General features: G+C 30.9%; 16 protein-coding genes. 14 read left to right on the top strand and 2 right to left on the bottom strand.

Features of this window, described 5'->3' with window-relative positions; translation table 11 throughout:
• Nucleotides 1–15 precede the first annotated feature (15 nt).
• The 4 genes from H9661_RS10325 (at nt 16) to H9661_RS10310 (ending at nt 8,618) form a co-directional block, all read left to right on the top strand.
• Nucleotides 16–1,695 (top strand): ABC transporter substrate-binding protein, encoded by a 1,680-nt coding sequence (locus H9661_RS10325; protein WP_191768645.1) that lies wholly within the window; start codon nt 16–18, stop codon nt 1,693–1,695.
• Nucleotides 1,696–1,764: 69 nt separating this feature from the next.
• On the top strand, nt 1,765–4,083 hold the full coding sequence (yicI, locus tag H9661_RS10320; protein WP_191768643.1) for an alpha-xylosidase: 2,319 nt from the start codon (nt 1,765–1,767) through the stop codon (nt 4,081–4,083).
• 60 nt (nt 4,084–4,143) lie between these two features.
• Nucleotides 4,144–6,264 carry a glycoside hydrolase family 3 C-terminal domain-containing protein gene (locus tag H9661_RS10315; RefSeq protein WP_191768641.1) on the top strand — a complete coding sequence of 707 codons (2,121 nt, stop codon included), beginning with the start codon at nt 4,144–4,146 and terminating at the stop codon, nt 6,262–6,264.
• Nucleotides 6,265–6,281: 17 nt separating this feature from the next.
• On the top strand, nt 6,282–8,618 hold the full coding sequence (locus H9661_RS10310; RefSeq protein WP_191768639.1) for a glycoside hydrolase family 95 protein: 2,337 nt from the start codon (nt 6,282–6,284) through the stop codon (nt 8,616–8,618).
• A 255-nt stretch (nt 8,619–8,873) separates the two neighbouring features.
• Here H9661_RS10310 and H9661_RS10305 read toward each other — a convergent pair whose 3' ends face one another.
• The gene (locus H9661_RS10305) at nt 8,874–10,922 is read right to left on the bottom strand and encodes a beta-galactosidase (protein WP_191768637.1); all 2,049 of its coding nucleotides are present in this window, start codon (nt 10,920–10,922) and stop codon (nt 8,874–8,876) included.
• 246 nt (nt 10,923–11,168) lie between these two features.
• Here H9661_RS10305 and H9661_RS10300 point away from each other — a divergent pair, with 246 nt between their 5' ends.
• The 8 genes from H9661_RS10300 (at nt 11,169) to tkt (ending at nt 23,869) form a co-directional block, all read left to right on the top strand.
• Entirely contained in the window at nt 11,169–12,944 is a 1,776-nt protein-coding gene (locus H9661_RS10300) for a histidine kinase (RefSeq protein WP_143317945.1), read from the top strand.
• A gap of 19 nt (nt 12,945–12,963) precedes the next feature.
• Entirely contained in the window at nt 12,964–14,514 is a 1,551-nt protein-coding gene (locus H9661_RS10295; RefSeq protein WP_191768635.1) for a response regulator, read from the top strand.
• Between the two features lie 342 nt (nt 14,515–14,856).
• Nucleotides 14,857–17,028 carry a YhgE/Pip domain-containing protein gene (locus H9661_RS10290; protein ID WP_191768633.1) on the top strand — a complete coding sequence of 724 codons (2,172 nt, stop codon included), beginning with the start codon at nt 14,857–14,859 and terminating at the stop codon, nt 17,026–17,028.
• Between the two features lie 256 nt (nt 17,029–17,284).
• Nucleotides 17,285–18,160, top strand: a complete 876-nt coding sequence (locus H9661_RS10285; RefSeq protein WP_191768631.1) for a LysR family transcriptional regulator — start codon at nt 17,285–17,287, stop codon at nt 18,158–18,160.
• Nucleotides 18,161–18,454: 294 nt separating this feature from the next.
• Complete coding sequence (xylB, locus tag H9661_RS10280) at nt 18,455–19,963, top strand: xylulokinase (protein WP_191768629.1); 1,509 nt, start codon at nt 18,455–18,457, stop codon at nt 19,961–19,963.
• Between the two features lie 72 nt (nt 19,964–20,035).
• Nucleotides 20,036–21,184, top strand: coding sequence for an ROK family transcriptional regulator (locus H9661_RS10275; protein WP_143317992.1), 1,149 nt, complete (start codon nt 20,036–20,038; stop codon nt 21,182–21,184).
• A gap of 37 nt (nt 21,185–21,221) precedes the next feature.
• A complete protein-coding gene (gene fsa, locus H9661_RS10270; protein ID WP_143317950.1) occupies nt 21,222–21,869 on the top strand; it encodes a fructose-6-phosphate aldolase in 648 nt (215 codons plus the stop codon).
• 11 nt (nt 21,870–21,880) lie between these two features.
• Nucleotides 21,881–23,869 (top strand): transketolase, encoded by a 1,989-nt coding sequence (gene tkt / locus H9661_RS10265; protein ID WP_143317952.1) that lies wholly within the window; start codon nt 21,881–21,883, stop codon nt 23,867–23,869.
• Between the two features lie 99 nt (nt 23,870–23,968).
• Here the strand turns inward: tkt and H9661_RS10260 are convergent, their stop codons facing one another.
• On the bottom strand, nt 23,969–24,595 hold the full coding sequence (locus tag H9661_RS10260) for a flavodoxin family protein (RefSeq protein WP_143317954.1): 627 nt from the start codon (nt 24,593–24,595) through the stop codon (nt 23,969–23,971).
• A gap of 116 nt (nt 24,596–24,711) precedes the next feature.
• Here H9661_RS10260 and H9661_RS10255 point away from each other — a divergent pair, with 116 nt between their 5' ends.
• The gene (locus tag H9661_RS10255; RefSeq protein ID WP_185966868.1) at nt 24,712–24,855 is read left to right on the top strand and encodes a hypothetical protein; all 144 of its coding nucleotides are present in this window, start codon (nt 24,712–24,714) and stop codon (nt 24,853–24,855) included.
• A gap of 195 nt (nt 24,856–25,050) precedes the next feature.
• Nucleotides 25,051–25,818 (top strand): DeoR/GlpR family DNA-binding transcription regulator, encoded by a 768-nt coding sequence (locus tag H9661_RS10250; protein WP_143317955.1) that lies wholly within the window; start codon nt 25,051–25,053, stop codon nt 25,816–25,818.
• Nucleotides 25,819–25,820: the final 2 nt, after the last annotated feature.

Here is a 25,820-nt window from a genome sequence, read left to right as displayed (position 1 = left end):
AAGGGGGAAAGATTAATGAAAAAATGCAAAATTTTATCAATAATACTTTCATTCGCTTTACTTAGTACAAGTATGGTTGGATGTGGAAGTTCAAAGGACAAGAATTCAGTGTCAACTAGTGGTGAAATGGATAAGTCACCTATAACATTAAATATGTTTACCGCAGATTCTTCAGTAGATATTAATTTTGATGATGATGTTGCTAAGAAGATAACAGAACTTACAGGAGTGACATTAAAGATTAGCCATCCAGTAGCAGGTGATACTCAAGCAATTCCACTAATGATTGCAAGTGGTGATTATCCAGATTTAATATATGGTAAAGATGATACTGGTAAGTTAATAGATGCAGGAGCTCTTGTTAAGCTTGATGATTATATAGAAAAGAGTGGAAAGAATTTAAAAGCTTTATATGGAGATCAAATAAAAAGATTAAAATATACAGCTGATGATCCATCAATATATACAATTGGAACATATTCGGCAACTGGTATGAATGATGCAATAATAAATCCAAATGGAAATTTACAGATTCAAAATGCTGTATTAAAGGAATTGGGATATCCTAAAATTAAAACTTTAGATGATTATGAAAAAGCATTAAAGGACTATATAGCAAAATATCCAGAAATTAATGGTAAGAAGACTGTGGGTATGACATTAATGTCAAGCGACTGGAGATGGGCTATTACCTGTGGTAATATAGGGGCAACTGTAGCAGGGATTCCTGATGATGGTTCATTTAAGGTTGATGATGAGACAGGAGAAGCAATATATAAATTTCAAGTACCAGAGGTTAAAACCTATTTTAAATGGTTAAATCATATAAATGCAGAAGGATTATTAGATCCAGAATCATTTACTCAAAAAGAAGATGCATATAAAGCTAAATTAACTCAAGGTAATGTTTTAGGAATTTCAGATGCTAGATGGGATTATGATCAAGCTACTAAGACTTTACAATCATCAGGTAAAGATGAAAGAACATTTGCACCTCTTTCTGTTACTTTAGGAGAAAAATATAAAGATCCTACAACAAAGAACTTTGGATTCAGCGGAGCTAGAGGAGTTGGCATTTCATCATCTTGCAAGGATAAAGAAAGAGCATTTAAATTCTTAGATTGGTTAGCATCAGATGAAGCACAAGTTTTGTTAAATTGGGGTGTTGAAGGAACACATTATACAGTAGAAAATGGTAAAAGGGTATTTAAACCAGAGATTCAACAACAAAGAAATACTGATAAAGATTTTGCTATGAAAACCGGTGTAGGTAAGTATGCTTATCCATTTCCACAAAGAGGAGATGGTGCTGTTGATTCAAATGGCGACACTTATACACCTAGATCAGTAGATGACTATATTAAGAATTATAATTCTGCTGAGAAAGAGACATTGAAAGCTTATGGAGCAAAATCATGGACCGATATATTCCCAACTCCTGAAGATTTAGGAGAATCTAAACACGGACAAGCATGGCAATATACAATTCCTAGTGATAGTGACTTAGCTATTATTCAAAAGAAAGCTGATGATTATGTTCAAAAAGCAATAACTCAAGCGATTCTTGGAAAAGAATCTGATTTTGATGCAGCTTGGGATAAGATACAATCAGATCTTAAAGCTATGAATATAGAGAAAGCAAATCAAGCTATGACTGATATGGTTAAAGAAAAACTAAAACTTTGGAATAATTAATCATGAAAGAAGTCACCTCAAAATATAATAGTCTATTTTGAGGTGATTTTATTATAAGGGAGGTACAGTATGAAATTTAGTAATGGTTGTTGGTTAAATAAAGAAGGAATTGAGACATTTAGCCCACAGGAAGTTTATAGTACAAATATTAAAGATGACGAAATAACAGTTTATGCACCTTGTAACAAAATAAATCATAGAGGGGATACCCTTCAAGGTCCAGTTATAACATATAAAATTTCATCACCAATGGAAGATGTAATAAGGGTTAGAGCTTATCACTACATGGGGCAACAAGCTAAAACTCCAAGCTTTGAAATTTATGAGGATGCTAACAAGAAAGTTAAGATTGAAGATGAGGATAGTAAAGTTTTATTTGAGTCAGGGAATCTAAGGATGGAAATAGAAAAGGATTCATGGGTTATGAATTTCTATGAAGGAAAAAGAAAATTAACTTCAAGTCTATATAGAGGAATGGCTTATGTAAAAACTGATAAAAAAGAAGTTTTTATGAGAGAACAATTACAATTATCGGTAGGAGAATTAGTTTATGGTTTAGGTGAAAGATTTACTCCTTTTGTAAAGAATGGACAGACAATTGATATATGGAATAAAGATGGTGGAACAAGTACTGAACAATCATATAAGAATATTCCTTTCTATATAACCAATAAAGGATATGGAGTATTTGTAAATCATCCAGAAGAAGTATCTTTTGAGGTTGCATCTGAAAAGGTAACTAAAGTCCAATTTAGTGTAGCAGGGGAGTGTATAGATTATTTCATTATTGCTGGAGGATCAATGAAAAAAGTCATTGAAAATTATACAAGTTTAACAGGAAAACCAGCTCTTCCACCTACATGGTCCTTTGGTCTTTGGTTAACAACATCTTTTACTACAAACTATGATGAAAAAACTGTTACAGAATTTGTAGATGGTATGGCTGAAAGAGATTTGCCGTTAAGAGTTTTTCATTTTGATTGTTTCTGGATGAAGGATTTCAATTGGTGCAATTTTGAGTGGGACAATAGAGTATTTCCGGATCCTAAAGGTATGCTTAAGAGATTAAAAGAAAAGGGATTAAAAATATGTGTCTGGATAAATCCATATATAGCACAAGAGTCAAAACTTTTTGATGAAGGTATGAATAATGGTTATTTACTAAAAAGACAAAATGGAGATGTGTGGCAATGGGATATGTGGCAACCTGCTATGGGAATAGTTGACTTCACAAATCCTGATGCGTGCAGATGGTATTCAAGTAAGCTTAAAGAACTAATGGATATGGGAGTGGATTGCTTTAAGACTGACTTTGGTGAACGTATACCAACTGATGTGGTTTATTTTGATGGATCAGATCCATACAAGATGCACAATTATTACACTCAGATTTATAATAGAGTAGTTTTTGATACCATAAAGGAAGTTTCAGGAGAAAAGGAAGCGGTATTATTTGCAAGATCAGCTACAACAGGTGGGCAACAGTTCCCAGTACATTGGGGAGGAGATTGTGAATCTAATTACGAATCTATGGCAGAAAGCTTAAGGGGTGGATTATCTTTATGCATGTCTGGATTTGGGTTTTGGAGCCATGATATAGGAGGATTTGAAAGTACATCAACAGCTGATGTATATAAGAGATGGGTCGCATTTGGACTTCTATCATCTCATAGTAGATTACATGGAAGTACGTCTTATAGAGTCCCTTGGCTTTATGATGAGGAAGCAGTTGATGTAGTTAGATTCTTTACAAAATTAAAATGTAGTTTAATGCCTTATTTATATAAAGCTTCAGTATTTACTCATAAAACAGGTATTTCAGTTATGAGATCTATGATATTAGAATTCCAAGATGATTTGGCTTGCACTTATTTAGATAGGCAATACATGCTTGGAGATTCTATCTTAGTAGCACCTATTTTTAATGGGTTGGGAGAAGCAAAATACTATTTACCTGACGGCAAATGGACAAACTTTATTACTGGTAAGAAGTATGAAGGTGGAAGATGGATTAGAGAAATTCATGATTTTTTAAGTATACCTATGATGGTGAAAGAAAATAGTTTAATTGCAATTGGAAATGAAAATAGAAAACCAGATTATGACTATAGAGAAGATGTATCTATATTAGCATATGAATTAAGAGATGGGGTAGAAGCATCTACTAAAGTATTAGATATGGATGGTAATGAAGTGCTTAATGTGAAAGTGTTAAAGAATGAATATAAGATAACTGTAGAGGCAGTAGGTGTAGATAAACCATTTAGTATCATATTTAAAAATGTAAACAATATAAAGAATGTAAAAGGTGGTACCCTTACAAAAGAAGGAAATGATACAAAGGTAGTGCTTTCAGGTAACTGTAAAGCTATATGTGAGTTAAGTTAATAAAGTAGGAAAGGTGTACCTTCCTATTTAACTGTAAATGAAGGCTTGGAGGTAAGAATCATGAATGAAGAGAAGATTGAAGAATTAATATCGAAACTTACTTTGGAAGAAAAGGTTGGAATGTGCCATGGAAGAGGACTATTTAGAACTGAAGGAGTAGAAAGATTAGGAATACCTCCGTTGAAAATGTCAGATGGGCCAATGGGGGTTAGACACGAATTTCCAGATGATAGTTGGGTCCCAATTGGTAATACGGATGACTACGTGACATATCTTCCTTGTAATACTGCATTGGCAGCTACATGGAATACAGATTTGGCATATGAGGCAGGAACAGTACTTGGAAGAGAGGCTAGAGGTAGGGGGAAAGATATTATTTTAGGTCCTGGAATTAATATTGTTAGAAGCCCTCTATGTGGTAGAAATTTTGAGTATATGTCAGAGGATCCTTACTTAATAAGTAAGATGGTTGTTCCTTTTGTTAAGGGAGTTCAAGAAAAAAATGATGTAGCTGTTTGTGTAAAACATTTTGCTGTTAATAATCAAGAGACAGAGAGATTGAATGTTGAGGTTGAAGTAGATGAAAGAACATTAAGAGAAATATACTTGCCAGCTTTTGAGGCAGCTGTGAAGGAAGGAAATGCATATTCCATAATGACAGCTTATAATAAGTTGTTTGGATATCATTGTTCTCATAATAAATACTTGTTAAAGGATATATTAGAGGATGAATGGGGATTTGATGGAGTTGTTATATCTGATTGGGGAGCAGTTCATAATACTGTAGAAGCTGCTGAAGGTGGCTTAGATATTGAGATGAGTGTTACCTATGATTTTGACGAATATTTTTTTGCAAATCCATTAATTAAGGCTGTAAAAGAAGGAAAGATAAAAGAAGAAGTAGTAGATGAAAAAGTTAGAAGAATTTTAAGATTAATGTATAAGATAAATGCTTTTTCGGATAATAGGAAAAGAGGAAGTTATAACGATTTTGAAAGTAGAGAAAAAGTTCTTAATGTTGCTAGAGAGTCAATTGTTTTACTAAAAAATGAAGGAAATACCCTTCCTTTTAAGGACAGTGATATAAAAAGATTAGCTGTAATAGGCCAGAATGCTAATATATCACATTCAAATGGAGGCGGAAGTGCTGAGATAAAAGCACTGTATGAGATGACTCCTTTACTTGGCATTAAGATGAGGCTAGGTGGACAAACTGATGTAAGTTATGCAAAAGGATATAGTTCAGATAAATCTAAAAAGGAAGAGTTAATAGAGGAGGCAGTCAGATTAGCACAAAACTCTGATGCTGTGGTAATAGTTGGAGGATTAAAACATACTGCAGAGGAATTGGAGCTTAAAGATAATGCTCTTACAATTTCAAAAGATGAAAAAATAGAACGCTATGTAGATAGTGAAGGATATGATAAAACGGACTTAGATCTTCCATATAATCAAGATGAACTTATCAAAAGAGTTTTAGAGGTGAATAAAAACACTGTTGTAGTAATTCTTAGTGGATCACCAACTAAAATGACAGAGTGGATAGAAGATACGCCTTCAGTAGTTCAAACTTGGTATAACGGAATGGAGGGTGGAAGAGCTTTGGCAGAGGTATTATTTGGAGATGTTAACCCTTCAGGGAAATTGCCAGTTACATTTTCTAAAAGACTAGAGGATTGTCCAGCTCATAGTATAGGTGAATTCCCTGGTAAAGAAACAGTTAAATATTCAGAAGGTATTTTTGTAGGATATAGATATTTCTCAACTTACAATATAGAACCATTATTTTGTTTTGGACATGGACTTTCATATTCTACCTTTAAATATGAGAATTTAAAGGTAGATAATAATGAGAAAATGGAAGATATAGTAGTTAAGTTCAATGTTACTAATACATCTAAGTTAGCTGGAAAAGAAGTTTCTCAGGTTTATATAGGCGATGAGGAATCGTCATTGCCAAGACCTTCAGTTGAATTAAAAGGATTTAAAAAAGTTTGTTTAAATCCAGGTGAAACTAAGGAGGTTGAAGTTAAAATAAGTAGGAAATCTTTAGCTTTCTATAGTAAACAAGAAAGAAAATGGATAGTTGAAGAAGGTAAGTTTAAAGTGTTTGTTGGAAGTTCTGTACAGGATATAAGATTAAAAGGTGAGTTTAACGTCAATTCAGAGTGCAGGTTTTAGTTTAGGAGAATTTTTATATGGGAGATAATAATTTAAGGTTATGGTATAAGAAACCAGCAAAAGAATGGATAGAAGCTCTTCCGATTGGTAATGGAAGACTTGGAGCGATGGTGTTTGGAGATGTTTTTAAAGAAAGAATTCAACTAAATGAGGATACTTTATGGATAGGAGTTCCAATAGAAGAAAAGGGTTCATCTTTAAGCGATTTAGAAGAGGTAAGAAAATTAGTGTTTTCAGGAAAATATGTAGAGGGACAAACACTCATTAATGAAAAATTATTGGGGCCATGGAATGAATCGTATGCACCTATGGGGAATATATATTTAGATTTTGGTGATGAAGAAGAATGTATAGAATATATGAGAGAACTAGATTTAAAAACTGGTGTTGTAAGAGTTAGATATAAGTTAAAAGATACAGAATTTAATAGAGAGATATTCATTTCTAAGATAGATAATGCAATAGTAATTAAATTAGATTCAATTGAGAAAGGAAAACTAAATTTTAGCGTTTCATTAGATAGTTTATTGAGATTTAATGTGATGAGTGATAATGATTTTTCTATAAAACTTAAGGGGAAAGCACCGATACATGCATTGCCGTCTTATGAGAATGAAGATAATCCTATTGTTTATGATGAAGAAAACAAAAAGGGTATGAACTTTCAAGTTATGGTATATGGGGAAGCTAATGGAGGAGAGATATGGTCTAAAGATGGAGTGTTAAATGTACGAGATGCTGATAGCGCTATATTAAAAATAGTAGCTCATACAAGTTTCAATGGCTATAAAAATGAATCAGGAACTAATGGAAAAGATGTAGATAAGTTAATAGGTAGTGCCTTAGAAAGTATAAAATATAAATCTTATGAAGAGATGTATTTACATCATTTAAATGAATATAAGAAACTATTTAATAGAGTGGAATTTACCTTAGGGGAAAAGGAAATAAAAGAAATTCCAACAGATGAAAGACTGCAAAAAGTTATTAATGGAGAGGAAGATTTATCATTAATATCATTATACTTTCAATATGGAAGATATCTTTTAATAGCAAGTTCTAGAAAAGGAAGTCAGCCTGCAAACCTTCAAGGCATTTGGAATGAAGATTTAAGACCAGCATGGAGTAGTAATTATACCACAAATATAAATGTAGAAATGAACTATTGGCCAGCAGAAGTATGTAATTTATCAGAATGTCATGAACCATTATTTAAAATGATAAAGGAAATATCAGAAAATGGAAAAGCAACTGCTGAAAAGAGATATGGATGTAGAGGATGGGCGGTAAATCATAATGTAGACTTATGGAGGCAAACATCTCCAGCAGGAGGAAGTGCAGAATGGGCATATTGGCCTATGGCAGGAGTTTGGCTTTGTAGTCATCTTTGGGAGCATTACGAATTTACGCAGGATAAAAAATTTCTAGAAGAAGTATATCCTGTAATGAAAGATGCTGCAATTTTTCTATTGGATTGGTTGATAACTGATAAAGAGGGATATTTAGTAACTTGTCCATCCATATCTCCGGAGAATAATTTTTTGACTAAAGAAGGAGAAAAATGTTCTACAAGCATAGCATCAACTATGGATATGGCTCTTTCGAGAAACTTATTTACTAATTGTATAAAGGCATCAACTATTTTAGATAAAGATGATAGTTTCAGAAAAGAATTGGAAGAAGCTAAAGAAAAATTATATCCATATAAAATAGGAAAGCACGGACAATTACAAGAATGGTTTAAGGATTTTGAAGAATTTGAAATAGGGCATAGACATTTATCACATTTATTTGGGGTATATCCAGGAAATGAAATAACTGAAGAGAATTCAAAGGAAATATGTGAAGCTGCGAGAGTTTCTCTAGAAAGGCGGCTAAAACATGGGGGAGGGCATACAGGTTGGAGTGCTGCTTGGATTGTAAGTTTATTTGCAAGGCTTAAGGATTCTGAATCAGCATACCAATATGTATTAGTATTATTAAGAAAACTGACCTTTTCAAATTTATTTAATGTTTGCCCACCTTTTCAGATTGATGGAAACTTTGGTGGTACAGCGGCTATAGCAGAGATGTTATTGCAAAGCCATGAAGGATATATTGAGTTGCTTCCAGCTTTACCTAAGGCTTGGAGAAGAGGGTCGGTAAAAGGTCTTAAAGCTAGAGGGGGATTTGAAGTTGATATTGAGTGGGAGTATGGAGAATTAGTTAGGGCTAAAGTAAAATCTAGTGTAGATGGATTTTGTAAGATTAAGAGTACTAAGGATTTTAGGATAGAAGATGTACAAGAGAGAAGAGATCAGGGTAATTTAATAATTTTTTCTATAGAAAAAGATAAAAGTTACAGTATCAAATGAATTAATTATAAAATTGAAAGTATTCAATAGAATAAGAATTAGTTTAAAAGGAGTAACACTCCTGATTAATGTTTAATCAGGAGTGTTACTCCTTGTCCATATGAGCTTTCATCTAATTAACATTACAAAAGTGTATCAACCATTTTGAAAAATGTATTATTAGAAAATTTAGAAGTCGATTATATATTATAAAAGAGAATGAAGCAGATTTGTTTTACACAAGTTTTGCTTCATTCTCTAAATAGAGGGGACGCCTTAATCATTATTAGCTAATTTTCTTAAAATAGCTAAATCCATTCCTTTTAAAGTAATCTTGCTAAAAACTTTTTCTTTAGTTAAAAGATTTACATATGAATAATCTTTTAGATTTAAATTAACAGAATCTTTGTTGTGGTTTAGTATAAAAAAAATTTCTTTATCATTCTTACGTCTTTTAGTTATTTCAACGCCTTCATTAGGTTCAAAGTCTAAGGATAAGGAATAATTAGAATCCAAGAATCCTACTAAATCATCTACAAACTTAGAATCAGGATCAGAGCCTATATAATAGGCATCTCCTTCACCATAGGAATTAATAGTAAAGACAGGTCTGCCTTTGTAAAAATCTGAGCCATATAAGGCTAAGGGAATAGCACCTTCCAAGTTAATAATATCAAATAACATATTACACTTATATTCTAAATCAAAGCCATTTAAAGTACTATTCATCTGTAGGATGTTATTTATTTCAAGTGGTAAAGCATCTAACTCTTCAACCCATATTCCAAGAAGATCTCTAAGTTCAGATGGATATCCACCAAGTTTTACACGATCATTTTCATCAACATAACCACTAAAGAAAGTGGTTATAAAAGTTCCTCCTTTAGAAACAAAGTTCTTTATATTGTTAGAAACATTATTTTTTAACATATAAAGAATAGGGGCGACGACTATAGAATATTTAGATAAATCAGCTGTAGGTTTAACAAAATCAACTGATATATTTTTCTTATAAAAGGCCTTGTAATATTTTTCTATTTGTGGTATATACTTAAGCTTAACTGAAGGACCACTAGAAAATTCTATTGCCCACCAATTATCCCAGTCAAAGATAATAGCAACTTTTGAATCAATTTTAGAATCTAATATTTCATCTCCTAAAGAATGAAGTTCTTCGCCTAGTCTTTTCCATTCTTTAAATACTCTAGTGTTTTCGCTTCCTGAATGAGAAATAACGGCACCGTGATACTTTTCACATGCGCCAATAGATTGTCTCATTTGGAAGAACATTATACTGTCAGCACCATGAGCAAGAGTTTGGTAGCTTTGTAACCTCAATTCGCCAGGTCGTTTAACAGAATTGTAAGGTTGCCAGTTAGCTTGATTTGGTGTTTGTTCCATAAGCATAAAAGGCTCACCATTTTTTAATCCTCTCATTAAATCATGACTCATAGCAATAGTAGCAGGATCAGCACCATATGAAGGATAATTGTCCCAGGATACTATATCCATATGTTCTGCCCATTTAAAGTAATCTAATGGTTTAAATGTTCCCATTAGGTTAGTTGTTATTTTTATATTTGGAGTTATTTCTTTAATAGCTCTATATTCACCTAAATAGCAATCTAATATGGAATCAGACATAAATCTATTATAGTCTAAAGCCATGCCTTGAAATGTAGTAGAGGTCTTATCTTCACCATGCCACATTTCATTTAATCCAGAAGGGGAAAATATTTCATCCCAGTTATACAGAGTATGTCCCCAAAAATTCATATTCCAGGCTTTGTTTAATTTATCTAAAGTTTTATATTTTTTCTTTAACCATTCTCTAAATTCTTTTTCACAATTGTCACAATAGCAATAGTTATCATATTCATTTCCAATATGCCAAAGAATTAGATTATCATAATTTTTATATCTTTCTACTAATTTTCTTGTAAGGGTTACTGAAAATTTGCGATATACTTTGCTGTTAGGGCAGAACTTAACTCTACCTCCATGTTTACGTTTATGACCGTCGAAATCAACAGGTAAGACCTCTGGATATCTACGAGACATCCAAGCTGGTTGAGCTGCTGTGGAGGTAGCAAGGCATACATATATATCATTATCTTTTAATAGATTCAAAATGTTATCAAGCCATTCAAAATTGTATGTTTCTTCATCAGGTTGTAGAAGTGCCCAACTAAATACAGGAAGAGTTACTACATTTATGTTTGCTAGCTTTAATAGGCGAATATCTTCTTTAATAACGTCTTTTGGCCATTGATCAGGATTGTAATCGCCACCATAAAGAATAAATGGTAATTTAGAATTTATCAAAATAATTCCTCCTTAAAATATTATTATAATTAACTTTACTATAAGTGAATATATAAAAATATAGTATAAATTTCAGTATAATTGCTTATAAAATTAGTGAGATAAAAATATAATATTCTGTAAAGCTAAAAAATAAGGCATCTCCAACATACCACTATATATTTGCAATTAATACATATCATGGATATAATGAAAATGTAGTAAATGTTTACTATGAATTACTTATTTATAAAAAAGGTACATATTATGAAGAATGGGATAAGAACGATGGTTAACAATATTAAGATAAGAAATAAATTAATATTGACATATCTAATAGTTGCTATTGCTACTGTATCAGTGGTCGGTATTTATTCAACTAGAAAAATGACAGATATAGTTATAGATAGAGCTATCAACGAGGCAAGAACTAATGCAGACACAATGCAACATAGATTAGAAGAAATATTAAAGCTAACTACAAGAGTTTCAGATATGATTTATTCTGACGAGGAATTAAATTCTATTATTACTGGAAGATATAATGATAATGCCGAAGTGGTTAAAAAATATAACAATTATACTACCCTTAAAAACTATTTGAAGTATTATAAAGAGATATCTAATATCACCCTTTACGTAGAAAATGAAACTTTACTTGGTAGTGATAATATATTAAAAGTTACAGATGAAATTAAAGAAAAAGATTGGTATAAAAATGCTATAAAAGATAAAGGGAAAATATCATGGAATTACATACAAGATGAACTTTCAAAAAGTTATTATTTGTCGCTTGTAAGAGAGGTAAGAAATGAAAGTGGAATAAAAACTGGAGTGTTAGTAATAAATATTAATTCTCAAGAGTTAAATAAAATAATTAATTTGGATTCTGAAAGCAACTTCATTGAATTGGATAATCAAACTATTCTATTAAGCCAAAACTATAGAATTGGTAAAGAGTCATTCAATATAGTTGAGGAAAAAAATGTGGAAAACGAGAATAGGCTTATTTTAAAAGGAAAGTTTAATGATAAAGAAAGTTATATAATTTGGAATTCATTTGGTATAGAGAAAACTTTAAAAAATAGATTTGGAGTATTTATAGTTCTCCCTCTTAGCAAAATAACAGAGCAGGCCAATAAGGTTATTTTGAATATTATAGAAGTTGTAATTATAGCAATTATTTTATCTTTAGTAATAATTATGTTTTTTTCTAGGAATATAGCAAGTAGGATAAATTTATTAAGAAATGAGATGCATAGAGTTGTAAATGGTGATTTTAATGTAGAAAAGAGAATTGAAGGTAATGATGAAATTGGACAACTTTACTTGGACTTGAATATTATGATTGAAAGCATAAAAAAACTTATTTCTGAAGTTTATACAGAAAAAATACAAAAAGAGAAACTAAAAGCATATCAGAGAGAAGTAGAATTTAAAATGCTTTCAAGTCAGATAAATCCACATTTTTTATATAATACATTAGAAACTATTAGAATGAAAGCTTATTGCAATGGAGATAAAGAAATTGCTAATATAGTAAAAAAACTTGGGAAGATAATGAGAAGAAATTTAGAAGTAAGTGGGAAAAAGGTAGTATTAGAATCGGAGTTAAAGTTAATTGGAGATTATCTAGAAATACAGTCTATGAGATTTGAAGGGATGTTCAAATACTACTTGAATGTTGATGAAAATTTAAACTTGGGAAATTACGAAATATTACCATTATTGCTACAACCAATTGTAGAAAATGCCTTTGTACATGGGTTTGAAGGTAAAAAAGGAAAGGGGGAGATTTCGCTAAAAATATTTATAGAAGGCAAGTACTTAATGATAGAAGTAGATGATAATGGATTAGGTATAGAAGAAGAAAAGTTATTAGATATAAGAAAAGGGTTTGAAAAGAAGGATAATAATAAAAAAAGTATAGGAATGAATAATGTTAATCAGAGAATAAAATTACATTATGGAGACGAATATGGATTAAAAATAGACAGTGAATTGGGTAGAGGTACAAAAGTAATATTATGCTTACCAGTATAAAAGGGATGGAGGTATAAAAATGTTTAATGTTTTAATTGTAGACGATGAGCCAAATGTAAGATTGGGGTTAAGGGAAATAGTACCGTGGGAAGAAAATGGATTTAAGGTGTGTGGGGAAGGAATAGATGCTGAAGATGGATTTCAAAAGATAATAAGCTTAAATCCAGATATAGTCTTGATAGATGTAAAGATGCCAGGAAGGTTTGGAACAGAGGTAATTAGGGATGCAAGAAAAGAAGGATTTAGGGGAAAGTTTATAATAGTAAGTGGATATTCAAATTTTGAATATGCAAAAGATGCTATTAAATATGGAGTGAAATCATATATTTTAAAACCAATTGATGAAGATGAATTATTAGAAATATTATTGCAATTAGCAGAAGAAATTAAACTTGAAAAAAAGTTTGAGGATAATAAACCGTTATTAAAAGAAATCGATTTAAAAAAAATAATTTTTGATGGTAATACAGATATTGATGAGAGATACTTTGATTATGATAATTTCCAATTTGCCTTACTTTCTATGAATATAGATGATTCTAATAGTGAAATTCATAGAATTAGCAGAAAAAACATAGTTGAGTATTTAAAATATTATGATGATATAGAAGTAATGGATATAGAAGGGTTTATAGGGATTTTATTTTGCGGTTTTAAGGAAAGAAGAGTAAAAAATACTTTAGGAGAACTGGTAAATAGAATAGATGAGGATGGAAGTAAGGGTGTATTTATAACTGTAGGAAAGCAAGTTAGTTGCATAAAGAAAATAGGACAATCATATAGACAGGCAAAAACTTTAGTTGATAAGAAGTTTTTGTATTTAGAAAATCGAATGATTTGGGATAAGGATACAAAAGAGCATAAATCTAATATTATATTAGATATTAAAAATCATATAAATAAAATTTATAGTTATGTAGAAGTAAGTGATCTAGATAGATTAAGAGAGGCTATGATAGATTTTAGAAAATATGTTGTTGAAAGAGAGTATTCAGAAAAACAAATAAAGATTATTGCTATTGAAATATTTATAGAACTTAAATCAAAATTAATTAAAGATTATAATTTAAGTGAAGGAGATTTCTTGAATAATGAGGAGATTATACAAGAAATATATAGCAGAGTAAGCTTGACCAGTACCATAAATTATTTAGTAGATAAGTTTGAAAATATAGCAAAAGAATTAGCTGTAGAGTCTCCAGAAAATAGCGTGAAAAGAATAATAAATTATATGGAGAAGAATTATTATAAAGATTTAAAGTTAGAAGCATTAGCTCATATTTTCAATTATAATAGCGCTTACTTAGGAAAACTTCTTAAAAATGCAATAGGAGAAAATTTCAATACTCACTTAGATAGGATAAGGATTGAGAAAGCTAAAGCATTACTTGTAAACGATAAGCTAAAGGTATATCAGGTTTGTGAGAAGGTTGGATATAAGAATATAGATTATTTCCATAGTAAATTTAAAAAATATGTTGGGACAAGTCCCCGTAATTATAAAAAAGAAAATGAAAAGATAAATACATTAGTAGAGATAGTTGATATGGCTGTTAGCGATAATTGTTAATAAAGAGTAATAATTTAGAGTAAAGGGTATATTTCATATAGAGATATGTGAGATATACCCTTATGTCTTTAGCGATACAGACCAACATTTGAATATTAAAGATAATACAAATAATTATTAGTTTTGTTAAGTACAGAAAATATTACCGTAAATTTAAGATGAGTTTTTGATAATAAAATTTAGCTGAATTAAAAAATAAAGAAAATTATAGAATCAGATATATGTATTTATATAGAATTATATATTAGACACTATTAAATTTGTAGAATAAAATAGAATTTGAGAAAATATAAATTTTAAATTAATTATTAAAATGCACAAACGAAAGAAGGAATTAAAAAAATGAATAATAGAAAAAAGAGCAGGAAATTTATATTTACTATTTTAACTATAAGTGTTATAGCAATTATATTAATTCCGATGTTATATTCATCTATATATCTAAGCGCTTTTTGGGATACTTATGGAAACATTGGTAATGTACCAGTAGCTTTTGTTAATATGGACAAGTCAGTTTCAAAAGATGGAAAAACCTATAACATAGGCAAGGAAGTAGAAGATAAGCTTGAAGATAATGACAAGGTGAAATGGAATTTTGTAAGTTATGAAGAAGCAAAGAATGGCGTGGAAGGTAAAGATTATTTTGCTATGATAGTTATACCATCAGATTTTTCAAAGAAACTTGCTGATTCCAATGATGGAAAATTTGATAAGCCAGAGGTAATATATGAAGGAAATAAAGGGAAAAACTATGTTTTCTATCAGATATCTGAAAAAGTAGCACAAAGCATTAAATCAGATGTAACTTCTAAAATTCAAGAAGAAACTTCAAAAGCTTTGGTGGACAAACTGTATAATATTAAGACTTCTTTAAATGATGCAGCCGATGGTGCAAATAAACTTCAAGATGGAACACAAATTCTTGCAAATGGAAGTCAAGATTTATCAAATGGGATGTTTAGTGCTTTAGAGGGATCAATATTACTTAAAGATGGATTAAAAGAAGCAACTAATGGGGAAAAAGCTCTTTCAAATGGAACAGATTCATTACTAGGTGGATTAAATCAGCTTAAAGATGGACTTTCTCAAAAAAATAGTGAAATAGGAAAACTTGTAAGTGGAGCAAGTGAGACTGCAAGTGGAGCAAAGAAAGTATCTGATGGAGCCAATTTAGCTTATACAAAAACTTCTGAGGCTAAAACACAACTTTCAGAAAAATCAAATTATGTAGCAGATAAAATTGCAGGTGTTTCAGATGGAGTTAGTAATGTTGATGATTTACTTGCTTCTATAATAGCAGATTATAATGCTAATGGGGGGAAATTAAGTGACAAGGCATCTAAGGAACTCATGGCTGCCAAAAATGTTACAAAGGCAATTAGGGATAAGGATATTAATACAAATATTGTAGAACCTCTTAGAACTTCTGCTGATGGATTGAATCCTTTAATAGATAGCCTTTATAGGTTGCAAGGAGGTGCAGCTTTAGTAGAATCGGGTACAGCAAAAGTTGCATATGGAACCAATAAGCTTGCAAGTGGTATTGATGAAAGTATGAATAAAGCTGTTGAAGGAACAAATAGGCTTATTGGTGGAGCTACAGAACTTAAAAATGGAAGTTCTAAATTATATAATGGATTAAATACAGCTACAGAAAAAACAGGACAGTTATCAAATGGATTATCAAAATTAAATAATGGTGCTGTAGCTTTAAATAATGGATTAGATACAGCTAATGATGGTGCTACTAAGCTTAAAGATGGATTAAATAATGGTTACAATGAGATTAATGATAAGTTAAAGTTTACATCTGATGATATGTCTAAGTTTATATCTGAACCAGTAGCTTTAAATGAAAATACTTTAAATGATGTTAAATATTATGGTGAAGGGTTAGCGCCATATTTTATATCTTTATCTTTATGGCTTGGAGGAATGTTTATAAATCTTCTTCTATCAATTGCTAAGGGATTAAAAATAACAGAAAATAAATATGCAAAGAGTTTTATTGGCAAATATAGTATTGGATTAGCTATAGCAATAGTGCAGGCTTTATTATTAAGTTTTGTTCTTGTGGAAGGATTAAAAATTGATACTGTAAATACAAGTTATTTTTATCTAAATAATATCTTAATATCAGTAGTATTCTTTAGTATGATGTATGGAGTATCTTATGCTATAGGAATTGTTGGAACACCAATTATATTTATAATATTCCTATTACAGCTTGCTTCTTCAGGTGGGACATTCCCAATAGAAACTGCTCCTAAATTCTTTAGAATTATAGGTGAGTATCTTCCGTTTACATATTCTATTGGAATGTTAAGGATGACAATTGGAGGAATAAATTCTTCAGTATACTTAGAGAACTTTGGTATATTGCTAACTTTTATGGGTGCATTTTTAGTTGTAGGATTTATTATAAGAGCTATAATAAATACACTAAAAAACACTAAGACTATAAATATGTTCAAGAAAAATATTGGGTTTAAGGGTTTAGAAGAAAACATGTAGTTATCAAATCAATAAAAAGTTAAGTTTAAACAAAAAATAAGGTTTTAGTAGGGAGAATAGGTATATTTCACTTACTAAAACCTTTTATATTGATGAATGTTTTTTTAGATTATAAGAGTGTTTAAGAAGTTTAGAATTAATAAGGCATAACCTTCCATTGTATTATAGAAGGATCTAATATATAATTTCCCTAATATACAATGAAGCAATATAAAAGAATTTAAATGTAAAGTAATATTGTGATAGGAGTTAAGGCATGGAATTACTTCAGTTAAAATACTTTCAAGTTGTAGCAAAATTTCAGCATATAACCAAGGCTGCCAAGGAGTTAAATATTTCGCAACCCTCCCTTAGCATTATGATTTCAAGATTAGAAGCTGAACTTGGAACTCCTTTGTTTGATAGAAAGGCAAGGAATATTGAGCTTAATGAAGCAGGGAAAATGTTTTTAAAAAGAGTTAATACAATATTCAGTGAAATTAAAAGCGCAAAATTGGAAATAGAAAAAAAAATTAAACTAGATGAAAATAGTATTTCTTTAGTTACTGGAAATGCAAGGTTTTTATTTGGAATATTAACAGAGTTTTTAACAAGTTATCCTGAGGTTACTATTCATCAATTTTTAGGTAATAGAAATATATCACAGGATAGATTAATGACTGGAGAAGTGGATTTTTCTATGACATCACCACCAATAGATAGTAAAGAAATTGAAACTGTTATTTTAAAAGAAGATGAAATAGTTTTAGTTGTTCCACCAAATCATAGATTTTCAGATAGAAAAAGCATATTACTTTCAGAAGCAAAAGAAGAGAACTTTATATCTATAGCTAGAGCTTATACTTATAGGAGTATTACCGATAACTTATGTAGTCTTGCTGGATTTACTCCAAATATAATCTTTGAAGTTGATGATGTGCTTATATACGAAATGTTACACCTAGGAAGAGGTGTTGCACTAATTCCAAAGTCCATTTGTGAAATGTATTCTAATAGTCCTCTTGTAGTTATACCAATTGAAAAACCAGTTTGTAATTTTACTATAGGATTATCTTGGCTTAAGAATAAGTATTTAACTAAAGCTGCTGAAAGTTTTAAAGATTTTGTTATAGAATATTATAGAAATAAATAAAGATTATAAAAATAGAATATATAGGATCAAAGTAAAGAAGAGGCTATTTCAAGATAGAAATTAAAATTTCTATCTTGAAATAGTCTTTTATATTTTACTGTTTTGTTTTACTAAAATGATGTAAAGCGTTGGAAATCTCCTTTGTACCTAAATTAATTAATCATCACTTAGCAATAAATGAAGAGATCGATATTTTTAAATTGACTAGTGGGAGAATAAGGTATAAAATTAACTTATTAAAATACATTTAAAAAGTGTTTTAAAATGTGTTCGAGGGTTAATAGGAGGGGTATTATGAGGTATTTATTAGGATTAGATATTGGGACATCAGGAACAAAGACAGCATTATTTGATGAATATGGAAATACAATAAGAACAGCAACTTACGAGTATAATTTATTTCAACCACAAGTAGGTTGGGCAGAACAGGATCCAAATGATTGGTGGGAGGCTTCTGTTAAAGGAATTAAGAATGTTATAGAAAAAAGCAAAGTACAGGCATCTGATATTAAAGGAATAGGATTAAGCGGGCAAATGCATGGACTTGTTATGGTTGATAAGGATAACAAAGTAATTAGAAATTCTATAATATGGTGTGATCAGAGGACCGAAAAAGAATGTGATTATATGACAGAAGTTATAGGCAAGGAAAGGTTAATTAAAATAACAGGAAATCCAGCTTTGACAGGATTTACTCTTTCAAAATTATTATGGATTAAAAATAATGAACCAGAAAATTATAAGAAGATACATAAAATTCTTCTTCCAAAAGATTATATAAGATTTAAGTTAACCGATATATTTGCGACAGAAGTGTCAGATGCCAGTGGGATGCAGATGTTAGATATAAATACTAGAGATTGGAGTCAAGAGTTGCTTGATGATTTGAGAATAGATAGAAGTATACTTGCAGATGTATATGAATCAGTTATTGTTAGTGGAAAAGTTACGGAAGAAGCAGCTAAGTTAACAGGATTAGCAGTAAATACACCCGTTGTTGGTGGCGCTGGAGATCAAGCGGCAGGAGCAATTGGAAATGGTATAGTAAGTGAGGGAATAATATCAACAACAATAGGTACATCTGGAGTTGTATTTGCGGCTACAAACACACCTAGGTTTGATAAGTTTGGAAGAGTTCATACATTATGTCATGCAGTGCCAAATAAGTGGCATGTAATGGGAGTAACTCAAGGAGCCGGACTTTCACTAAATTGGTTCAAAAAGACTTTTTGTCATAAAGATATAGAGGAAAGTGAGAAGCTAGGTAAAAATATATATGATATTTTAACTGAAAAAGCTAAAGATTCAAAACCGGGTGCTAACGGAATTATTTACTTGCCATATCTTATGGGAGAGAGGACACCACATATTGATCCAAATGTTAAGGGTGCATTTTTAGGAGTATCTTTAATAAATAATCATAATGATTTTATTAGATCTGTATTAGAAGGAGTAGGCTTTAGCTTAAAAAATTGTTTGGATATTATAGAGGATATGGATGTAAAGGTTGACCATATTAGAATAAGTGGTGGAGGTGCTGAAAGTGAAGTTTGGAGACAAATTTTGGCGGATATATTTCAATATCCATTAACTACAATTAAAGCTTCAGAAGGACCTGCTCTTGGAGTAGCAATACTAGCAGGGGTAGGAGCGGGAATATATGAATCTGTTGAGGAGGCTTGTTGCAAGATTGTAAAAGGCGGAGAGAAAGTAAGTCCTAATGAAGAGGTGAAAGAAGAATACTCAAAAGTATATAATTTATATAATTCTGCTTATCCAAGAGTAAAAGATTTTAATATTTAAACAAGGATGATAGTGGTATTATTAAAGAAAGTATTACTTATTAAAGAAGACTTGAGAGGAGTAAAAGTAGACTTGATAGATATAAATCATAGCAAAATAAAAGAAACCAATAGGAAGAAAATAATATCATTATTAATAAATGAAGAGGAAATCACTAAATTAGAGATTTCTAGAAAATTGAATATAAGTATAACAACAGTTTCAACTAATATAACTGAACTAAGGAGTGAAGGGTTTGTTGAAGAGGTAAGGTCATTAGAGTCAACGGGAGGAAGAAAAGCAATATCGTATAAGTTAAATGAGAAGTGCAAGTATTCTGTTGGAATAGCTTTAACTCCTAAGCATATAAAAATAGCCTTAGTTAATTTAAAGAAAACAATAGTAGATACTATAAAGATAAGGCACAACAATGAAGGAATAGAAAAAATAATATATTTAATTGAAGAGAACTTGCTTAAGATATTAAAGGATAATGGAATCAGTCTTGAAAAAGTGTTAGGAATTGGGATATCTATGCCGAGTACCGTAGATTTTAAAACTGGCACAATAAAAAATTGTTATTTTCTTGGTGTAAAAGAATTCAATATTAAAGAGAGATTTAGTCATCTTAATTTGCCTGTATATGTAGATAATGAAGCGAATTTATCTGCTTATTATGAATTTTTGAATAGAAAAGAGAAATTAAATAATTTATTATATGTTTCAATAACTGAGGGTCTTGGTCTTGGTATAGTAATAAACAGAAACATATATAGGGGAGATAATAGTGCTTCTGGGGAAATGGGACATATGAAAATAGTTATAGATGGGAAAGAATGCAAATGTGGGGCTAGAGGATGCTTAGAAGCTTATACGTCAACAAATGCTTTAATTGAAGAGTACAATAAAGACGAATCCTATGAGATAACAGATATAGAAGAGTTTGAAGAAAAACTTGTTGAAAAAGATGAAAAAGCAGAAAAGATAATGGAAAAGTATTTAGGTACACTAAGTGTAGGGATATCAAATTTAATTATGATTCTAGATTCAAATAGTGTAATTATAGGGGGGGATATAAACAATTTATTAGCCAACAAGATAGAGATCATAAGAAAAAATATTTATAGAAATAATTTATTTACAAATGAGAATAATTGCAATGTTAGTGTTGCTAGTTTCAAAGAGTCATATTTGCTAGGTGCAGCTATGACTTCTATTGAGGAATTTTTAGAAATTAGATAATAATTAGGTAAAATATAAGTAATTGGGGGAGTATAAAATGAAATTTTTTCTTGATACAGCAAATGTGGACTATATTAGAGAAGCAAATGAGATGGGGGTTATTTGTGGAGTTACAACTAATCCTTCTTTAGTAGCTAAGGAAGGCAGAGATTTTAATGAAGTTATAAAAGAAATAACAGAAATTGTAGATGGGCCAATAAGCGGAGAAGTAATTAGTGAAGATGCAGAAGGAATGATTAAAGAAGGAAGAGAAATTGCAGCAATCCATAAAAATATGATTGTAAAAATTCCAATGACAGGAGAAGGTCTTAAGGCTACAAAGGTTTTATCAAGTGAAGGTATTAAGACCAATGTGACTTTAATTTTTTCAGCTACTCAAGCGCTTTTAGCAGCTAATGCAGGGGCTACTTATGTAAGTCCATTTTTAGGTAGAATAGATGATATTTCAATGGATGGTATGGAACTTGTTAGAACAATTTCAGAAATCTTTGAAATACATGGTATAGAAACTATGATAATAGCAGCAAGTGTAAGAAATCCAATACATGTTATTGAGGCTGCAAGAGCAGGTGCTGATATAGCAACAGTTCCATATAACTTAGTGAAACAAATGATTAAGCATCCGTTGACAGATCAAGGATTAGAAAAGTTTAAGGCTGATTGGGCAGCTGCATTTGGTAAATAAGGAGGAGAATTATGAGTAAGAAGTTAGATTTGCTATCGATTAATGCAATAAGAATATTGTCGGCAGATGCTATTGAAAAGGCAAAGTCTGGACATCCAGGATTGCCACTTGGTGCAGCTACTATGGCATTTACCTTGTGGAAAAAGATGAATCATAATGGAAAAAGTCCTAAATGGAATAATAGAGATAGATTTATATTATCGGCAGGACATGGGTCGATGCTAGAGTATTCTTTATTACATCTTTTTGGATATGGATTAACAATTGAAGATATTAGGAGCTTTAGACAAATAGGCAGCTTGACACCAGGGCATCCAGAGTATGGACATACTAAAGGTGTTGAAATTACAACAGGACCACTTGGACAAGGCCTATGTAATGCTGTAGGTATGTCTATAGCAGAAACCCATCTTGCCAATAAGTTTAATAGAGATAATTTTAATATAGTAGATCATTATACCTATGCAATAGTTGGAGATGGCTGCTTAATGGAAGGCATATCAGGAGAAGCATCATCACTAGCAGGTACACTAGCACTTGGGAAATTAATTGTGTTATATGATTCAAACAATATTTCAATAGAAGGAAGTACAGACATAGCATTTAGAGAAGATGTAGCTAAGAGATATGAAGCTTATGGTTGGCAAGTAATTAAAGTATCAGATGGAAATGATATGGAGGAAATATCTAATGCTATTGACGAAGCTAAAAAAGAGACTTCTATGCCATCAATGATCATAGTTAAGAACAAAATTGGTTTTGGATGTCCAGCTAAACAAGGAAAAGCATCAGCTCATGGAGAACCTTTGGGAGCCGAAAATATAAAAGAATTAAAAGCTAACTTGGGATGGGAAGAAAAAGATTTTTATGTACCTGATGAAGTATATACTTATATGAATAAGTACATTAATGATGGAATTGAAAAAGAAGAAAAGTGGAATAATTTATTTGAAGATTATAAGAGAACTTATCCTGAACTTGCTAAAGAATATAGCAGATGGAATAATGAACAAATAAGTGAGGAGGAACTATTAGAAAATGAAGAGTTTTGGAGCTTTGATAAGGAAATGGCAACAAGAGAATCTTCAGGAGTGATTATAAATAGATTATCTAAATTAATCCCTAATTTAGTTGGGGGATCAGCTGATTTAGCTCCTTCAAATAAGACATACATGAAGGAAATGGGAGATTTTTCTGCAGAAGATAGGAGTGGTAGAAACTTTCATTTTGGTGTTAGAGAGCATGCTATGGCAGCTATAACTAATGGAATATATGCCCATGGAGGGTTAAAAGCATTTTGCTCTACTTTCTTTGTATTTAGTGACTATATGAAGGGAGCTATGAGGCTATCAGCTTTAATGAAACTTCCAGTAGTTTATGTTTTGACTCATGATAGCATAGGAGTAGGCGAAGATGGTCCAACTCATCAACCTATTGAACAATTAGCAGCACTAAGAAGTATGCCTAATATGACTGTTTTCAGGCCTGCTGATTCAAAGGAAGTTGCGGCTGCTTGGTATTATGCTATAACAAATAAGGAAACGCCAACATCACTAGTATTATCAAGGCAAAAGTTGCCTTTGTATGATGGTTCAGCAAAAAGAGCATTAAGAGGAGGATATATTCTTAAAAATTCCAAGAATGAAGTTCCGGATGTGATTTTAATGGCATCAGGTTCAGAAGTTGGATTGATATATAAGGCGTGGGATAGACTTGCAGAGTTAGGAATAGATGCAAGAATTATAAGCATTCCATCCTTCGAGGTTTTTGATGCTCAAGAGGAAGAATATAAAGAAAGCGTTATGCCGAAGAATGTAAGAAAACGAATAGCTGTTGAAGCATTAACTTCTTTTGGGTGGCATAAATATGTAGGGCTTGACGGAGAAGTTATTTCTTTAGATGAATTTGGAGCATCTGGTAAAGCGGATAAGTTGTTTGAGAAGTATGGTTTCACAGTTGATAATATTGTGAATAAGGCTGTAAAACTTGTTAAAAAATAAAGAGCGGAATTCATGAAATCTAGAAAAATTTTAAAGTATGAGCAAATAGAAGAAAATTGCTATCGAAGATAAAAAAAAGTGGCTTTGCCACTTTTTTTATTATCTTATAAAGTTGGTTGCTATTTTTTGTTCTTTTTTAGGAAGTGAAAGACCAGCATCCTTACCAGCTTGTATGGATTTTAAAAGCCAAGCCATATTTCTTCCTAAAGTTCTCATTGTTTGCATTCCTTCTAAATCTTGTTTTACTTCTTCGGGAGTGTTTCCGTGAACCATATTCCAGTATTGAGAAGATACAATAGGCATATTAGAAATAGAAAAATATTTATTTAACTGATCAAAAGTTGATGCAGCACCACCACGACGGCAACTTACAACTGCAGCACCAGGTTTGTATTGGAAACAGTTTCCCGCATAAAAAAATCTATCTAAAAAAGATGTAATTGAGCCAGATGGAGCTGCATAGTGAACAGGAGATCCAAAGATAAAAGCATCAGCTTCTTTGGCTTTTTCAAGTGCAATATTTACAGTATCATTGTTAAACACACATTTACCAGAATTAGTTTTAGAACATCCACCACACCCCATACATCCTCGAATAGGATCATTTCCTACATGAAATATTTCTGCTTCGATATTTTCTTTTTTTAATTCTTTAGCTACTTCGCTTAAAGCAGTGTAAGTACAACCCTGAGCTTTAGGGCTTCCATTAATGAGTAAAACCTTCATAATTAAACCACCTCATTTTATTTATATATAACTTAATAACTTTAATATATAGTATACAGCAAAAATGTAAAAAATACACAATATAGCCTTATATTATGAGGTATAGAAGAGAAGAAATGTTTAAAAAGAACATTAAAGAACAATTAATTATTAAGCAAAGTCGTGGAATAATAAGAATCGCTCATATTAACGTTTACAAGGAGGTGGTCAATATAGGAAAGAGAAGAAAAAATGAGAAAGTACTAGTTAACTTTAAATAAATTGAAATAATTCAATGTAAAAGCGGAAAATAATAAGTTGCAACTTTCTGAAAACGATATATAATAAAGATATAAACAAAAGAGAACAAAATAGAAAAAAATCAAACATATATACAAACAATAAATGTGTGGGAGGAGATAAACTTACTTTTGCATAATATATAGATGAAATTAAGTAAAGTAAGGTGAGGTAGAATGTTAAAGGAAGAAAGACAACAACTAATTTTAGAAACTGTAAATAGGCTTGGAATAATAAGAATTTCAGAACTAACAGAAAAGCTAGAAGCTACTGAAATGACACTAAGAAGAGACCTTAAGTATTTAGAAGAACAAGGTTTACTTGTAAGGATTCATGGTGGAGCAAGAAGTAAAGAAAATGTTAAATTTGAAGAATTGTCTCCTAATGAAAAAAGAACATTAAATATAGATAAGAAAATTGAAGTTGCAAAGATTGCAGCAAGTTTAATTAAGGAAAACGATATTGTTTATATTGGACCAGGAACAACAAGTGAACATATTTATGATTATATTAATGTTTCTTCTGCAAAAATTATAACAAATTGTCTTAATGTATTTGATAAGTTTAAGGATGATAAGAGATTTGAATTAATACTTATTGGAGGAAGGTTAAGGGAGAAAACAAGCACTTTTATTGGGAGTTTCGCAAATGAAGCTTTAGGAAAAATAAGAGTTAAGACAGCCTTTATAGGGGCAAATGGAATTTCTGATAATAATATTATGACTTCTAATGAAGAAGAAGGCGTTGGACAGAAGATTATTATGAACAATGCCATAAGTAGATATGTTATTTGTGATTCTACAAAAATAGAAAAAGAAGACTTTTTTACATTATATCAATTAGAAGATGTTACGGCTTTAGTAACAGATTCAGGAATTGATCCTGGTATGAAGAAGAAGTATTCAAGATATTGTAAAGTAATAGATAAGATAGAGGAGGAATAAAA

Source organism: Clostridium cibarium (genome assembly GCF_014836335.1).
GTDB classification, from domain to species: domain Bacteria; phylum Bacillota; class Clostridia; order Clostridiales; family Clostridiaceae; genus Clostridium; species Clostridium cibarium.
The sequence above is the reverse complement of the archived record's forward strand: the minus strand, read 5'-3'. Positions and strand labels throughout refer to the sequence as shown.

Bases quoted from the DNA above. Each gene is read 5' to 3' on its own strand.
- H9661_RS10310 (WP_191768639.1), top strand. From the start codon at position 6,282: ATGGGAGATAATAATTTAAGGTTATGGTATAAGAAACCAGCAAAAGAA.
- H9661_RS10300 (WP_143317945.1), top strand. From the start codon at position 11,169: ATGAAGAATGGGATAAGAACGATGGTTAACAATATTAAGATAAGAAAT.
- H9661_RS10295 (WP_191768635.1), top strand. From the start codon at position 12,964: ATGTTTAATGTTTTAATTGTAGACGATGAGCCAAATGTAAGATTGGGG.
- H9661_RS10250 (WP_143317955.1), top strand. From the start codon at position 25,051: ATGTTAAAGGAAGAAAGACAACAACTAATTTTAGAAACTGTAAATAGG.
- H9661_RS10315 (WP_191768641.1), top strand. From the start codon at position 4,144: ATGAATGAAGAGAAGATTGAAGAATTAATATCGAAACTTACTTTGGAA.
- H9661_RS10290 (WP_191768633.1), top strand. From the start codon at position 14,857: ATGAATAATAGAAAAAAGAGCAGGAAATTTATATTTACTATTTTAACT.
- H9661_RS10285 (WP_191768631.1), top strand. From the start codon at position 17,285: ATGGAATTACTTCAGTTAAAATACTTTCAAGTTGTAGCAAAATTTCAG.
- fsa (WP_143317950.1), top strand. From the start codon at position 21,222: ATGAAATTTTTTCTTGATACAGCAAATGTGGACTATATTAGAGAAGCA.
- H9661_RS10260 (WP_143317954.1), bottom strand. From the start codon at position 24,595: ATGAAGGTTTTACTCATTAATGGAAGCCCTAAAGCTCAGGGTTGTACT.
- yicI (WP_191768643.1), top strand. From the start codon at position 1,765: ATGAAATTTAGTAATGGTTGTTGGTTAAATAAAGAAGGAATTGAGACA.
- tkt (WP_143317952.1), top strand. From the start codon at position 21,881: ATGAGTAAGAAGTTAGATTTGCTATCGATTAATGCAATAAGAATATTG.
- H9661_RS10325 (WP_191768645.1), top strand. From the start codon at position 16: ATGAAAAAATGCAAAATTTTATCAATAATACTTTCATTCGCTTTACTT.
- xylB (WP_191768629.1), top strand. From the start codon at position 18,455: ATGAGGTATTTATTAGGATTAGATATTGGGACATCAGGAACAAAGACA.
- H9661_RS10255 (WP_185966868.1), top strand. From the start codon at position 24,712: ATGTTTAAAAAGAACATTAAAGAACAATTAATTATTAAGCAAAGTCGT.